Annotated in this window: 12 protein-coding genes; 10 read left to right on the forward strand and 2 right to left on the reverse strand. The window is 63.8% G+C overall.

Annotation, left to right across the window (positions count from 1 at the left end; all coding sequences use genetic code 11):
* Window positions 1-20 precede the first annotated feature (20 nt).
* Complete coding sequence (locus EOA19_RS13735; RefSeq protein WP_128303914.1) at window positions 21-1,151, reverse strand: branched-chain amino acid ABC transporter substrate-binding protein; 1,131 nt, start codon at window positions 1,149-1,151, stop codon at window positions 21-23.
* Window positions 1,152-1,344: 193 nt separating this feature from the next.
* Here EOA19_RS13735 and EOA19_RS13740 point away from each other — a divergent pair, with 193 nt between their 5' ends.
* The 9 genes from EOA19_RS13740 (at window position 1,345) to EOA19_RS13780 (ending at window position 10,163) form a co-directional block, all read left to right on the forward strand.
* A complete protein-coding gene (locus EOA19_RS13740) occupies window positions 1,345-2,262 on the forward strand; it encodes a branched-chain amino acid ABC transporter permease (protein WP_023809431.1) in 918 nt (305 codons plus the stop codon).
* A gap of 1 nt (window position 2,263) precedes the next feature.
* A complete protein-coding gene (locus EOA19_RS13745) occupies window positions 2,264-3,439 on the forward strand; it encodes a branched-chain amino acid ABC transporter permease (protein WP_127292336.1) in 1,176 nt (391 codons plus the stop codon).
* Window positions 3,436-4,221 carry an ABC transporter ATP-binding protein gene (locus EOA19_RS13750; RefSeq protein ID WP_245486175.1) on the forward strand — a complete coding sequence of 262 codons (786 nt, stop codon included), beginning with the start codon at window positions 3,436-3,438 and terminating at the stop codon, window positions 4,219-4,221. The genes EOA19_RS13745 and EOA19_RS13750 overlap by 4 nt, the downstream gene beginning before the upstream one ends.
* Complete coding sequence (locus tag EOA19_RS13755) at window positions 4,214-4,915, forward strand: ABC transporter ATP-binding protein (RefSeq protein ID WP_127292339.1); 702 nt, start codon at window positions 4,214-4,216, stop codon at window positions 4,913-4,915. Before EOA19_RS13750 ends, EOA19_RS13755 begins: the two co-directional genes overlap by 8 nt.
* Window positions 4,916-5,118: 203 nt before the next feature.
* A complete protein-coding gene (locus tag EOA19_RS13760) occupies window positions 5,119-6,393 on the forward strand; it encodes an NAD(P)/FAD-dependent oxidoreductase (protein ID WP_128303915.1) in 1,275 nt (424 codons plus the stop codon).
* 55 nt (window positions 6,394-6,448) lie between these two features.
* Window positions 6,449-6,865 carry a RidA family protein gene (locus tag EOA19_RS13765; RefSeq protein ID WP_128303916.1) on the forward strand — a complete coding sequence of 139 codons (417 nt, stop codon included), beginning with the start codon at window positions 6,449-6,451 and terminating at the stop codon, window positions 6,863-6,865.
* Between the two features lie 4 nt (window positions 6,866-6,869).
* Window positions 6,870-7,544 (forward strand): DUF1028 domain-containing protein, encoded by a 675-nt coding sequence (locus tag EOA19_RS13770; protein WP_128303917.1) that lies wholly within the window; start codon window positions 6,870-6,872, stop codon window positions 7,542-7,544.
* A gap of 20 nt (window positions 7,545-7,564) precedes the next feature.
* Window positions 7,565-9,055: an aldehyde dehydrogenase gene (locus tag EOA19_RS13775; protein WP_127292350.1), complete on the forward strand. Its 1,491-nt coding sequence runs from the start codon at window positions 7,565-7,567 to the stop codon at window positions 9,053-9,055.
* 151 nt (window positions 9,056-9,206) lie between these two features.
* On the forward strand, window positions 9,207-10,163 hold the full coding sequence (locus EOA19_RS13780; protein ID WP_128303918.1) for a LysR family transcriptional regulator: 957 nt from the start codon (window positions 9,207-9,209) through the stop codon (window positions 10,161-10,163).
* 6 nt (window positions 10,164-10,169) lie between these two features.
* Here EOA19_RS13780 and argE read toward each other — a convergent pair whose 3' ends face one another.
* A complete protein-coding gene (argE, locus tag EOA19_RS13785) occupies window positions 10,170-11,330 on the reverse strand; it encodes an acetylornithine deacetylase (protein WP_128303919.1) in 1,161 nt (386 codons plus the stop codon).
* Window positions 11,331-11,604: 274 nt separating this feature from the next.
* Here argE and EOA19_RS13790 point away from each other — a divergent pair, with 274 nt between their 5' ends.
* Window positions 11,605-13,674 carry an NAD(P)-binding protein gene (locus EOA19_RS13790; RefSeq protein ID WP_128303920.1) on the forward strand — a complete coding sequence of 690 codons (2,070 nt, stop codon included), beginning with the start codon at window positions 11,605-11,607 and terminating at the stop codon, window positions 13,672-13,674.
* Window positions 13,675-13,731: the final 57 nt, after the last annotated feature.

A 13,731-nucleotide genomic window follows, 5' to 3' on the forward strand; every position in this document is an offset into this window, starting at 1 on the left:
GCGCGGCGTCGATCAGGTAGTTACATCTTCTCCCATTTGCCGCTGCGGACGACGAACATGTCGATGTCGATGGCCATGTTGGTCTGTCCGTTGGCATCGAACGAGACGTCTCCCAGAATGCCGTCGTGGTGGATGTCACGAATGGCCTTGCTCAGCGCTTCCTTGTCGTCGAGGCCTCTTTCCTTGATGACCTGAAGCAGGATCTGCGTCGCCTCGTAGGCATATTTCGCATAGGAGCCGGCAGGATCGGGATAAGCCTTGGTTTCATAGGCCTTGTTGAATTCCTCCAGCTTGGGGTTCGACTGGACGGCCGGAGTTCCGGCGATGGTGCCCTCGGCTGCAGCTCCCGCGATCTCGATGAATTTCGGGTCGTAGATGCCTGAAATTCCGTACATCGGCAGATTGCCCATGCCGAGGTCGGCCATCTGGCTGCGCACCAGCGCCGCTTCGGTGACGACGCCGCCGAAATAGACCGCGTCGGGCGACGCTGCCTTCGCGGTAGTCAGCATGGCGCGGAAATCGGTCGTGCCGACAGCCGCGGCATCCGAAGAAACGACCTCGCCGCCGGCCGCCTTGAAGAAATCGCCGAACCATTTGGTGTTGGCCGCACCGTAGTCGGTGGTGTCGGAGATGATGGCGATCTTCTTGATCTTGCCTTGCTTGGCGATGGCTTCGGCCAGCGGCTTGTTCTCGTTGACCAGCGTCGGCGTCACGCGGGTCACGTTCGGGAAGTTCTGTTCGGTGATCTTCGGGCTGACCGCGCCCCAGACGATGAACGGCATCTGCGAGCGGTTGAAGACCGGGATCGTCGCCAGCGCGACCGAGCTGTTCCAATGCCCCGTTGCCGCGACCACCGCGGGATCGTTGACCAGCTTCTGCGCCGCCGAAACGCCGACGGCCGGATCGGAGGCGTCATCGAGCACGACGCCTTCCACCTGGTGCGGATAGCCGCTGGCATTGGCCTGCTCGATGGCGAGCAGGAAGCCGTTGCGGGCGCCGAGGCCCTGCTGGGCGTTGCCGCCGGAGAGCGGCCCGATGAAGCCGAGCTTGATCTGGTCGGCCTGCGCCTGGGCGGCGCCCAGGGCGATGGCAAACAGAGAGCCGGCCAGAATTGACGATACGCGGATAAGCGCACTGCGCCTGTTTTGCATGGTTCCACCTCAAACAGAATTATCTGCCGCCGTCGTAGCGACCCGGCCGATCGTGATCGTCGGCTGATCATCAGTGTACGGGCGCGTATTCAGTGACGAAATTCGGAAATTGTGACTCGTGAGTTCGGAGATTCGTTCTGTCCGCCCGGGATGGCGGTTGATACCTGTCGGCTTCAATCGAGAGACGGACCGCATGGCGGAACTGCTTGTCCAGCAACTGGTGAACTGGATAACCCTTGGCTGCATCTATGCCTTGCTGGCGATCGGATTCAGCCTGATCTTCGGTGTCTTGAACGTCATTCATTTCTCGCATGGCGATGTCGCGATGACGGCGCCGTTCATCACGCTGGCGCTTGCCCAGGCGCTGGCGACCGCTCTTGGCGCCTCGGGGCCCGCCTGGCTGGTGCTTGCGGTTCCGGTCGCCGTGCTCGCCGTCGGTTTGATCGGCGTCCTGCTCGACAAGGTGGTCATCAGGCGCTTCCGCGATGCGCCCGCCATGATGGCGCTGGTGGCGACGGTGGCGCTCGGCATCGTCATCCGCGAGCTGATCCGCCATCTCTATCCGCAGGGATCGAACCCGCATGCCTTCCCGCGCCTGGTGTCGGGCATGGCTTTCGAAATCTCCGGCGTTGCCATCAGTTGGTTCGCGCTGCTGGTGGTGGTGCTGACCGTCGCGCTGGTTGCCATGCTGTTTGTCTTCCTGCGCATGACCCCGCTCGGACTGCGCATCCGGGCGGCCTCGGAGGACCGGGTCGTAGCGCGCATGATGGGCATCCGCGATGCACGCGTCTTCCGTGCGACATTCTTCATTGCCTCGGCTATCGGCGCCATCGCCGGACTTCTGTTCGCAAGCTATGCCGGCGTGACACGGTTCGACTTCGGCGTCATGGCCGGCCTGCTCGGCTTTTCCGCCGCGGTGATCGGCGGCCTCGGCTCGATGCCGGGCGCCATATTGGGCGGACTGATCATTGCCGGCATCGAAGTGCTGGCGCAGACATTCGTGCCGGACGGCGCTTCCTACCGGCTGGTCTTCGTCTTCCTGCTGGTCATCGCCGTGCTCATCTTCCGCCCCGCCGGCCTGCTTGGGCGCACCGTCATGGAGAAAGTCTAGCATGCAGGGTCGTGCTTCACCCGACGTGCCGGGCATAGCCGCGGCCACGGTCTTCGCCATCGCCTCGCAAATCATCGGGGCAGCGTTCCTGTACCTCATCCTCAGAGTCGACGGCGGCTGGCAGGTGGTCGGCCTGCTGGCCTTGCTCGGCCTCGGTTTCTATCTGCTGGAGAGGCTGCCGTGGATCGCCGACTATGCGTTGGCGAGCTTTGCCCGGGTTCCGCTCGTGGCGATGATCACTGCGGCGGTCATCGTCCTGGCCTTTCCGTTCTTCGTCGGTTCGAACACCTATATCCTTCATCTGCTGATCGTCGCCGAGCTCTATGCCGTGCTGGCGCTGGCGCTCAATTTCCAGCTCGGCAGCGCCAACATCCCGAACTTCGCCACCGGCGCTTCCTACGGCATCGGCGCCTACGTGTCGGCGCTGCTGGCGATCAATTTCGGCGTCAGCTTCTGGCTGACGCTGCCGGTCGCGGCGCTGGCCGCGACCTTGTTCGGTTTCATCATCGGCATCCCGTCGATGCGCACGCGCGACACTTATCTGGCGCTTGTCACCATCGCCTTCGGTGTCGTGGTCCAGCAATTGCTAAACAATTTCAGTTGGACCGGCGGACCGAACGGACTGGTCGGCATTCCGGCGCCCAGCCTGTTCGGCCATTCCTTTGCCGATCCGCTGGTGATCTTCGGCTGGAAGCTGCCGAGCCAGGCGAACTTCTATTATCTGTCGGCTGCATTGGTCGTCGTCGCCATCGTCACCGCGCACCGGCTGCACGGCTCGCGCATCGGGTTGGCCTGGAACGCGCTGCGCGCCGACGAGATCGCCGCCAAGGCGCAAGGCATCAACGTGGCGTGGTTCAAGGTGCTGGCCTTCGCGGTCGATGCCTTTCTCGCCGCTTTTGCCGGCACGATCTACGCCTTCTACGTGTCCTACATTTCTCCCGACAATTTCACCTTCCTGGTCTCCGTCACCATCATGACCATGGTCATCGTCGGCGGCATGGACAATATTTTCGGTGTCATCGTCGGTGCGTTCCTGCTGACCATCCTGCCGGAGAAATTGCGCGCGTTCGCCGACTACCGCCTGCTGTTCTTCGGCGTCGTCATCATCGGCTTCCTGATGATCCGGCCGCAAGGTCTGTTCCCGCAACGCATGCGGCGCTACGGAGGCGGACTGTGAGCGCGCTTCTCAAGGTCGAGAATTTGACGATGCGCTTCGGCGGCCTGGTCGCGCTCAACGATGTCAGCCTGTCGATCGACAAGGGCGCGGTGCTCGCCGTCATCGGCCCGAACGGCGCCGGCAAGTCGACGCTGTTCAATGTCGTGACCGGCGTCTACCGGCCAACCTCCGGTCGCGTGACCTTTGACGGCGCCGAGATCACCGGCCGCCCGTCCTACGAAGTTGTCGACCGCGGCATCGCCCGCACATTCCAGTCGTCGCGTCTGTTCTCCGACCTCAGCGTCCTCGACAACGTAATCATCGGCATGCACATCCGCACCAGGACCGGCGTGCTGACCGCGCTGTTTCGGCCCGGCGCGTCGCGCCGTGAGATGGCGGCCTGCGTGGAAAAGGCCGAAACCCTGCTCAAGCTCGGCTCCGGCGACCTGTTCGAACAACGCTACCGGCCAGCGGGCACGCTGGCCCAAGCCGACAGGCGGCGGCTGGAAATTGCCCGCGCGCTCGCATCACAGCCCAAGCTCTTGCTGCTCGACGAACCTTCGGTCGGCATGGACGACATGGAAACCGACGCACTGGTGGCCGACATCACGCGGCTGCGCGTACAAAACCCTGCTCTGTCGGTGATCCTGATCGAGCACGACATGCGGGTGGTCGAAGCGTTCCCGCAGCATGTCACCTGCATCGACTATGGCAGCAAGATCGCCGAGGGCGACTTCGCGGCGGTGCGCGCTGACCCGCGCGTCCAGGAAGCCTATCTCGGGAAGGCGGTCGCCCATGCTTGAGCTCAGGGATGTCGATACTTCCTATGGCGCGGTGCCGATGCTGCGCGGCGTGGCGATGAGCGTGCGTCCCGGCGAACTGGTCTGCCTGCTGGGGCCGAACGGCGCCGGCAAGACGACAACCTTCATGACCGTCTGCGGCGTCGTGCGGGCGCAGCGCGGCAAGGTCGAGGTGATGGGCAGGGACATGGCGACGCTCGGCACGGAAAACCTCGCGTCGCTCGGCGTCGGCCTCGTTCCTGAAGGGCGCCGGCTGTTCCCCGGCCTGACCGTGATGGAGAATTTGCGCCTGGGCTATGACGCGGTGTCGGGCAGGGGACCCAATTTCGCGGTGCAACTGGACAAGATGTGCAAGCTGTTCCCGCGCATCCATGAGCGTTTGCGCCAAGTCGCCGGCACGCTGTCCGGCGGCGAACAGGCGATGGTGGCGCTGGCGCGCGCCCTGATCGGCGAACCCAGACTGGTGATCATGGACGAGCCGTCGCTCGGTCTCTCGCCAAAACTCATCGGCGAGTATTTCGAGATTACAAGGGAGATCCATCGCCAAGGCACGACCATCCTGTTGATCGAACAGAATGCCGAAATGGGGCTGGGCATCGCCGATCGCGGCTATGTGCTGGTCAAGGGTAAGGTCGCCCAGGAGGGGCCGGCAAAGGAGTTGCTATCGTCCAAGGCGGCCAGAAGCCTTTATCTCTGAGCCGTCCGTTTCTTCTGTCTCGACGGTGATGATCCACGCCCCGCGCTCCACATCTTCGGCCATGCTTCCCGGCATTTAGGGACAAGCTAACCACTGCCACATGAAATCATAATTTTCGCTGCCCGGTGCCTCCAGTAAACCAACGATCAGATCTCCGCCGCATGCGCAGACACTCCCGGGGAGAGCCAGAAAGGGCCGCTGAAATGCCAGTCGAAACGGTAGACACGCTTGTTGTTGGCGGCGGCCAGGCGGGGCTGGCCATGAGCGAGCATCTGAGCAAGTGCGGGGTGCCGCATCTCGTGCTAGAGCGGAGCCGCATTGCCGAACGCTGGCGCTCCGAAAGATGGGACTCCCTGGTTGCCAATGGTCCCGCCTGGCATGATCGTTTTCCCGGCATGGAATTTCCGGATGCCGGTCCCGACGCCTTTGTCGGCAAGGAGAAGGTCGCGGATTATTTTGTCGCTTACGCCGACATGATTGCTGCCCCCATCCGCTGCGGCGTGGAGGTCAGGAAAGTACAAAGACTCGTCGGCCGTCCCGGCTTCCGGGTCGAAACCTCGGATGGCGTGATCGAGGCCAGGAGCGTGGTTGCCGCTACCGGGGCTTTCCAGCATCCGGTCATTCCGGCGGTTGTCCCCGGGGATGCCGGAGCGATGCAGATACATTCCAGCGCCTATCGCAATCCGGATCAGATGCCCGAAGGGGCGGTTCTGGTGGTCGGCTCAGGATCTTCAGGAGTGCAGATCGCCGACGAACTCCATCGCGCGGGAAGGCGCGTCTATCTCTCTGTCGGTCCCCATGATCGGCCTCCGCGGGCCTATCGCGAGCGTGACTTCTGCTGGTGGCTGGGGGTTCTGGGCAAGTGGGACGCCCAGGCGCCGGCGCCCGGCACGGAACATGTCACCATCGCGGTCAGCGGCGCGCGCGGCGGCCAGACGATCGACTTCCGGCGTCTTGCCGCGCAAGGGATGACGCTGGTTGGCCGGACGGAATCCTACAAGGAAGGGGTCATGACCTTCGCTCCGGATTTGGCTAAAAATATCGCGCGCGGTGATGCGAACTACATGTCGGTGCTGGACGAGGCCGACGCCTATGTCGCCCGCAACGGCCTCGACCTTCCCGAGGAGCCCGCGGCCCGCGAGATCGGACCGGACCCGCAATGCATGACCGATCCCACGCTCGAGCTGAACCTGGCGGAAGCCGGGATAGGTTCGATCATCTGGGCAACGGGATTCACCGTCGACTACAACTGGCTGAAGGTCGATGTGTTTGACGAAAAGGGCAAGCCGAAGCATCAGCGCGGCGTGTCGACCGAGCCAGGGATCTATTTCCTGGGACTGCCGTGGCAATCGCGGCGGGGATCGAGCTTCATCTGGGGCGTCTGGCACGACGCCCAGCATGTGGCGGACCATATCTCCACGCAGCGCAAGTACCTGGCCTATCATGCGTCCGCAAAGCGCGAGACCAGGGTAGCATAGCAACGGCACCTGAAACGGACGCCCCTACCTCGAGCCTGATCTGACGGAGACCAAGATGGCGCATACAAGAATTCGCAAGTTCAACACCAAGGACACCTATCCCGAGCAGAAGCTCGACAATGATCTGTGCCAGGCGGTCGTTACGCGGGGCGGCAGGACCGTCCATCTGCGCGGCCAATGCCCGCAGGATCTCGACACGGCCAAGAATATCGAAAGCCATGATCCGGTCGAGCAGACGCACAAGGTCATGCAGAACATCCGCCAGCTGATCGAGGAGTGCGGCGGCACCATGGAGCATTTGGTCAAGGTGGTGGTCTACATCACCGATGTCCGCCATCGCGAGGCGGTCTACCGCACCATGGGCGAGTATATCAAAGGCGTGCATCCCGTCTCGACCGGCCTTGTCGTGCAGGCCCTGGCGCGGCCGGACTGGCTGGTCGAGATCGACGGCACCGCAGTTATCCCGGATTAAAGTCATGACATTCTCCATCGTCGCGCGATGCAGCCACACCGGCATGTTCGGGGTCGCGGTGTCCTCCTCGTCGCCTGCTGTCGCGGCGCGCTGCGCCTATGCGCAGGCTGGTGCCGGCGCCATTGCCAGCCAGAACGTCACCGATCCGACGCTGGGGCTGCGAGGTCTCGAATTGTTGGCGCGCGGTGCGTCGGCCGCCGAGGCGGTTGCCATCCTGAAGCGCACCGGCGCTTATCCCGAATACCGGCAGGTGCTGGCTGTCGATGCCGCCGGAAAGACCGCGATCCATTCGGGTCCAAAGGCGCTTGGCATCTGGGCGGAGGCGCGTGCGGACAATGTCGCCTGCGGCGGCAACATGCTGGCCCATGACGGCGTGCCGCAAGCTATGGTCGAGGCCTTCCTGGCGTCCGAGGGGCATCTCGGCGACCGCCTCATCGGGACCATGCGCGCCGCGCTCAAGGCGGGCGGCGAGGCTGGTCCTGTCCATTCCGCCGGCATGAAGCTGGTGCGCGAGGTTGCGTGGCCGGTCGCCGATTTGCGCTGTGACTGGACCGATGACTGCCCGATCGAGCAGCTGGCGACGCTGTGGGAACTCTACAAGCCGCAGCTCGATGCCTATGTGACCCGCGCCATAAACCCATCCGATGCGCCGAGCTACGGCGTGCCGGGAGACGAATAGTCAAGACAGGGTCACCTGCGATGAGCGAGCTCAGCCACAAGGACTGGATCGGCAAGGCGTCCGCGATCCGTTTTCGCGACAAGGCGTTCATAGACGGCAAGACGGTTGCGGCGCGTTCGGGCCGGACCTTCGCCAGCGTCAATCCGGCAACTGGCGAGGTGCTGGCCGAAGTGGCGTCCTGCGGTGAGGAAGACATTGATCTGGCGGTTGCCGCAGCGCGGCGCAGCTTCAATACCGGCGTCTGGTCGCGGACCAGCCCGGCGCACCGTAAGGAGGTTCTGCTGCGGCTGGCGCAATTGCTGCGCGAAAACCTGCATGAACTGGCCCTGCTGGAATCGCTCGACATGGGCAAACTGGTCAGGGATGCGGCCGCGGTCGACGTCCCCGGCTCGGCAGCGATCTTTCAATGGTATGGCGAGGCCATCGACAAGATCTATGGCGAAGTGGCGCCGGCCGGCGAAGGTGATCTGGTGCTGGTGCGGCGCGAACCGCTTGGCGTGGTCGGCGCGGTGGTGCCTTGGAATTTCCCACTCGACATGGCGACGTGGAAATGCGCGCCGGCACTGGCGGCAGGCAATTCGGTGGTGCTCAAACCCGCCGAGCAGTCGCCTTTGTCGGCCCTGCTTCTGGCGGAACTGGCAATGGAAGCGGGCCTGCCTGCAGGCGTGCTCAATGTCGTGCCCGGCCTTGGCGAAACCGCCGGCCAGGCGCTTGGCCGCCATATGGATGTGGATTGCCTCGCCTTCACCGGTTCGACCGCCGTGGGCAAGATGTTCCTGCAGTATTCCGGCCAGTCGAACATGAAGCAGGTCTGGCTGGAGACCGGCGGCAAGAGCCCGAACCTCATCTTTGCCGATTGCGGCGATCTCGACGCGGCAGCCGACATGGCGGCCTTCGGCATCTTCTTCAACCAGGGCGAGGTCTGTTCCGCCAATTCACGCCTGCTCGTCCAGCGTGACATCAAGGATGCTCTGGTGGAGAAACTGGTGCAACGTGCGGCTGTCACGCAGCCCGGCGATCCGCTCGATCCGGCTTCGAAAATGGGCGCGATGGTCGATAGTCGCCACGCCGCCAACGTCATGCGCTTCGTCGAGGCCGGCAAGAAAACCGCGCGCCTGGTCGCGGGCGGCGACCTGGTCACGGTCAACGGGCGCGGCAGCTTTGTCCAGCCGACCATCTTCGACGATGTCGCGCCTGCCGATCCGATTGCCCGCGACGAGATCTTCGGGCCGGTGCTTTCGGTCATCGCCTTCGACGACGAGGCCGACGCGATCCGCATCGCCAATGACAGCCCTTATGGGCTGGCCGCATCGCTGTGGACCGACAGCCTGTCGCGCGCGCATCGTATCGCGGGCCGGCTGCATGCCGGCACGGTTTCCGTCAACACGGTCGACGCGCTGAGCCCGATGACGCCGTTCGGCGGTTTCAAGCAATCCGGCTTCGGCCGCGACCTATCGCTGCATGCGCTCGACAAATACACCGCGCTCAAAACGACATGGATCAAGTACTGATGGGCGCCTAAAGCGCATCGCGATTGAACGGATTCACGCGATGCGCTTTAGGCCTTTGCTCTATGCATGTCGTTTGCGCAAAACCGGGGCCACTTTTGCGCGACATGCATTAGGCTTGATCGAAGCCCTCAAACCGGCAACATAGCCAGCCATGCCGCTACGCTTCACGCTCAGACAGCTGGAATATTTCGTCGCCGTGGGCGAAGCCGGCTCCATCGCCAAGGCGGCCGAACAGGTCAATGTCTCGCCGCCGTCGATTTCGGCTTCCATCGCCCAACTGGAAACCGAGTTCGGCGTCCAGCTTTTTGTCCGCAAGCATTCGCACGGTCTCTCGCTCACGGCCGGCGGCCGCGTCTTCCTCAAGGAAGCCGCCCGGCTGCTCAACGACGCCGACGCCTTGCACGACGTCGCCGGCGACTTTGCCGAAAAGGTGCGTGGTCCGCTGGCAGTAGGATGCCTGCTGACCTTTGCGCAGATCGTCCTGCCGGCGCTGCGCATGCGGTTCGAGCGTGCCTATCCCGATGTGCGCGTGCGCCAGTTCGAGCGCAATCAGGGGCAATTGCTCGAGATGCTGCAGCGCGGTGAAATCGATCTTGCACTGACCTACGATCTCGAACTGTCGCAGGACATGACCTTCGAGCCGCTGATGCTGGTGCCGGCCTATGTCATGCTGCCGGCGGGGCATCGCTTCGCGGCAAAGGCGTCGATCACGACGGAGGAATTGGCCGATGAGCCGATGGTGCTGCTCGACCTGCCGTTCAGCCGCGAATATTTTCTTTCGGCATTCCACCAGCGCGGGATCCGCCCCAACATTGCCGAGCGCACCGGCGACATCGCCGTCATGCGTTCCATGGTGGCCAACGGCTTCGGCTACGGCATCGCCAATATGCGGCCGCTCAATACGCTGGCGCCGGACGGCAAGTCGCTGGTCTTCGTGCCGTTGGACGGCGATCTGCGGCCGCTGACCATGGGCGTCGCCTTACCCAGTTCCGAACACCGCACGCAAACCGTCCAGGCGTTCATCGACCACTGCCGGCATTTCGTCGTCGAGCAAGGCGTGTTCGGCGCCGAGCGGGCTGTCGGCCAGGCAGCACTTCCACAGAAGTAGCCCCGGTTAAGCCAACTGCTGGTCGGCAAGCCGCTGCAGCAATTTTTCCAGCATGCCGTCGCAGCGGCGCATCTGCTCGACGCTGACGAACTCATCCGGCTTGTGTCCCTGCGCCATCGATCCCGGTCCGCACACGACCGTCGGCGTGCCGAGATCGCGGCTGAACAGGCCGCCCTCCGTACCGTAGGCAACCTTGATGGTGTTGTTGGCGCCGGTCAGCGATTTGATGAAAGCGACGGCTTGCGAACTGGCCGGCGTGTCCAGGCCGGGATAGGTGTTGGTGATGTCTATGTCGATCGCCGCCTCGGGGGCGGTGGCCGAGGCTTCGGATGCAATATGAGCAGCCTCCTTGCGCAGACGGTCGAGAATCTCGTGGGGATCGTCGGCCGCGACATTGCGGATCTCGAAGTCGACCTGGCAGAGGTTCGGCACGATGTTCAGCGCCACGCCGGCGTTGATCTTGCCGACATGGACGGTCGTGTAGGCAATGTCGTAGTCGCCGTCGCGGGCGCCATCGCGCACCAGCCGATCCTGCTCGCGGCGCAAGGCGGCGATGAAGTCGCAGCCGAGATGGATGGCATTGAGCGCCAACGGGGCCAGCGCCGAATGGCCTTCGCGGCCTTTGCAGAGCGCGCGTGCGGCAAGCTTGCCCTTGTGGCCCGTCGCCACCTGCATATCGGTGGGCTCGCCGACGATGCACAGCAAGGGCCGCTGCGGGGCTGCTTGCAGCATGTCGATCAGGCTGCGCACACCAATGCAGCCGATCTCCTCGTCGTAGGAGAGTGCCAAATGCAGCGGCGTGCGCAGCGTCATTTTCGAGGCTTTAAGGCACGCCGCGAGCGCGCAGGCCACAAAACCCTTCATGTCGGCTGTGCCACGTCCGTAAAGCTTGCCGTCTCGGCTCGTCATCTCGAAGGGCGGCAGCGTCCAGGCTTGGCCGTCGACGGGGACGACGTCGGTGTGACCGGACAGCATGATGCCGGAAGCGTCGGCCGGTCCGATGGTGGCAAAGAGGTTGGCCTTGTGGCCATCCTCGCTGTGGATGATCTGGCTGGCAATGCCATGCGCGTCCAGCAGCTCCGCCACGTAGCCGACGAGGGCGAGGTTCGAATCGCGGCTCACCGTCGGGAACGCGATGAGTTTTTCAAGGATCTGGATGCTGTCCATGCGTCTTGTGTCTCATTGGGCGTGCGCGCTATCTAACATCGCGCGGCGGCGGCCTTGAAGTCGCATTTGGCTCAGCCGGGATTCAGCGGATGCTAATCCCGGCGGGCGATTAGGCGCGTCCTAACCGGCACAGAAGAAATCTGTTGTTTCCCGGCGCTTGTCGCAATTTATGAATGGTCTCAAGGCATCAACCCACTGGGCTGGCCGGCTTGCACCTTGGCTCGAAACCATGATCGGGCATGTGCAAGGCGACGCTGGCAGGAAGGCACGTTCCATGCGCGATCCGCGCTACGACATTTTGTTCGAGCCCGTGAAGATCGGTCCGGTGACCGCCAAGAACCGCTTCTACCAGGTTCCGCATTGCAATGGCGGCGGCTACCGCGACCCTTCGGCCGCAGCCGAGATGCGCCGCATCAAGTCGGAAGGCGGCTGGGGCGTCATCTTCACCGAGCAGACCGAGATGCACCATACTTCGGAGATCACGCCCTTCATCGAGCTCAGGCTGTGGGACGATGCCGATATCCCGGCACTGGCGAAGATGGCCAAGGCCATGCACCAGCATGGCGCGCTGGCCGGTATCCAGCTGGCCTATTCAGGCATCAACGGGCCGAACCTCTACACCAAGGAAGTGCCGCGCGGGCCATCGGCCTTGCCGATCCGGACCTTCACCAACGATCCGGTTCAGGCGCGCGCCATGGACAAGCAGGATATACGCGACCTGCGCCGCTGGCACCGCAATGCATTCAAGCGTGCCAGGCTTGCGGGCTTCGACCTGGTCTGCCTCTACGGCGCGCATGGCTTCGGCATCATCCAGCACTTCCTGTCCACCGCCACCAACCAGCGCAGCGACGAATATGGCGGCTCGCTGGAAAACCGCTCGCGGTTGATGCGTGAGTTGATCGAAGAGGGCAGGGATGCCATCGGCGACACGTGCGGCCTGACGCTGCGGCTGTCGCTGGACGAGATGATCGGCGAGCTTGGCTTCGCCAACTCCGAAGTGCGCGACATGATCGAGATGCACGCCGACCTGCCAGACCTCTGGGACCTGGCGCATGGCGCGTGGGAGGATTGTTCGGGGCCGTCGCGGTTCAAGGAGGAGGGCGCGCAGGAGAGCCTGGTGTCCGGCATCAAGACGCTGACCTCCAAGCCGGTCGTCGGTGTCGGCCGCTTCACCTCGCCGGATGTGATGGTGAAGATGATCAAGTCCGGTACGCTCGATTTCATCGGTTGCGCGCGCCCGTCGATCGCCGATCCCTTTCTGCCGAAGAAGGTGGAGGAGGGTCGGATCGAGGACATTCGCGAATGCATCGGCTGCAACATCTGCATCACCGGCGACATGACCATGTCGATCTCGCGCTGCACGCAGAACCCGACCTTCATGGAAGAGTGGCGCAAGGGCTGGCATCCCGAACGCATGCAGGCCAAGGGCGACAGCGACAGCGTGCTGATCGTCGGCGCCGGCCCGACCGGGCTGGAGGCGGCGCGTGCGCTCGGCCTGCGCGGCTATCAGGTGGCCATCGCCGAAGCCGGCACCGAACTCGGCGGCCGCGTGGCGCGCGAATGCCGCTTGCCCGGTCTCTCGGCATGGGGACGCGTGCGCGACTACCGCCAGTACCAGATCAGCCAGATGTCCAATGTCGACGTCTATTTCGAAAGCCGATTGTCGGCGCAGGAGATACTGGACTTCGGCTTTCAGAACATTGCGCTTGCCACCGGATCGACATGGCGCCGTGACGGCGTGGCGCGCGCGCATGTCGTGCCGATGCCGGCGGACCCGGCCATGCCGGTCTATACGCCGGACGATCTGATGGGCGGCAATGTGCCCACCGGCACTGTCGTGCTGTTCGATGACGATCACTATTACATGGGCGGCGTTCTGGCCGAGCTGATGGCGCGCCAGGGCGCGAAGGTGACGCTGGTGACACCGTCCGCCTATGTGTCCGACTGGACCCGCAACACGCTGGAGCAGGGCGCCATCCACCGCCGGCTGGCCGAACTCGGCGTCGAGATCGTGTTGAACCGGATCGTGACGCGCATCGTACCGGGCGGTGTTGCCACGGCCTGCGCCTATACGGGCAGCCAATTTGACATCGCCGTGGACGCAGTAGTGCTGGTGACATCGCGCCAGCAGGACGATAGCGTCTGGCACGAGCTGAAGGCGCGGCGCGACGAGTGGGCCGACAGCGGCATCCGCTCGATCAAAATCATCGGCGATGCCGAGGCGCCGGGTCCGATCGCCTGGGCAACCTACGCCGGCCACCGCTTCGCCCGCGAGCTGGACGAAGCCGATATTGGCGACGCACTGCCCTTCCGCCGCGAGGTCACGGCGCTGGCGGCGGATTAGGCGCCTGCGGCGCGGTTAGCGAATCTCGGGTTGTTCAACCATACCGCATTGCACAAT

The organism is Mesorhizobium sp. M7A.F.Ca.US.010.02.1.1 (assembly GCF_004023085.1).
Taxonomy (GTDB): domain Bacteria; phylum Pseudomonadota; class Alphaproteobacteria; order Rhizobiales; family Rhizobiaceae; genus Mesorhizobium.

What these genes read in the sequence shown, in the direction of transcription:
- EOA19_RS13775 (WP_127292350.1), top strand. Translation starts at nt 7,565, where the DNA reads ATGAGCGAGCTCAGCCACAAGGACTGGATCGGCAAGGCGTCCGCGATC.
- argE (WP_128303919.1), bottom strand. Translation starts at nt 11,330, where the DNA reads ATGGACAGCATCCAGATCCTTGAAAAACTCATCGCGTTCCCGACGGTG.
- EOA19_RS13765 (WP_128303916.1), top strand. Translation starts at nt 6,449, where the DNA reads ATGGCGCATACAAGAATTCGCAAGTTCAACACCAAGGACACCTATCCC.
- EOA19_RS13790 (WP_128303920.1), top strand. Translation starts at nt 11,605, where the DNA reads ATGCGCGATCCGCGCTACGACATTTTGTTCGAGCCCGTGAAGATCGGT.
- EOA19_RS13740 (WP_023809431.1), top strand. Translation starts at nt 1,345, where the DNA reads ATGGCGGAACTGCTTGTCCAGCAACTGGTGAACTGGATAACCCTTGGC.
- EOA19_RS13780 (WP_128303918.1), top strand. Translation starts at nt 9,207, where the DNA reads ATGCCGCTACGCTTCACGCTCAGACAGCTGGAATATTTCGTCGCCGTG.
- EOA19_RS13760 (WP_128303915.1), top strand. Translation starts at nt 5,119, where the DNA reads ATGCCAGTCGAAACGGTAGACACGCTTGTTGTTGGCGGCGGCCAGGCG.
- EOA19_RS13755 (WP_127292339.1), top strand. Translation starts at nt 4,214, where the DNA reads ATGCTTGAGCTCAGGGATGTCGATACTTCCTATGGCGCGGTGCCGATG.
- EOA19_RS13735 (WP_128303914.1), bottom strand. Translation starts at nt 1,151, where the DNA reads ATGCAAAACAGGCGCAGTGCGCTTATCCGCGTATCGTCAATTCTGGCC.
- EOA19_RS13745 (WP_127292336.1), top strand. Translation starts at nt 2,264, where the DNA reads ATGCAGGGTCGTGCTTCACCCGACGTGCCGGGCATAGCCGCGGCCACG.
- EOA19_RS13770 (WP_128303917.1), top strand. Translation starts at nt 6,870, where the DNA reads ATGACATTCTCCATCGTCGCGCGATGCAGCCACACCGGCATGTTCGGG.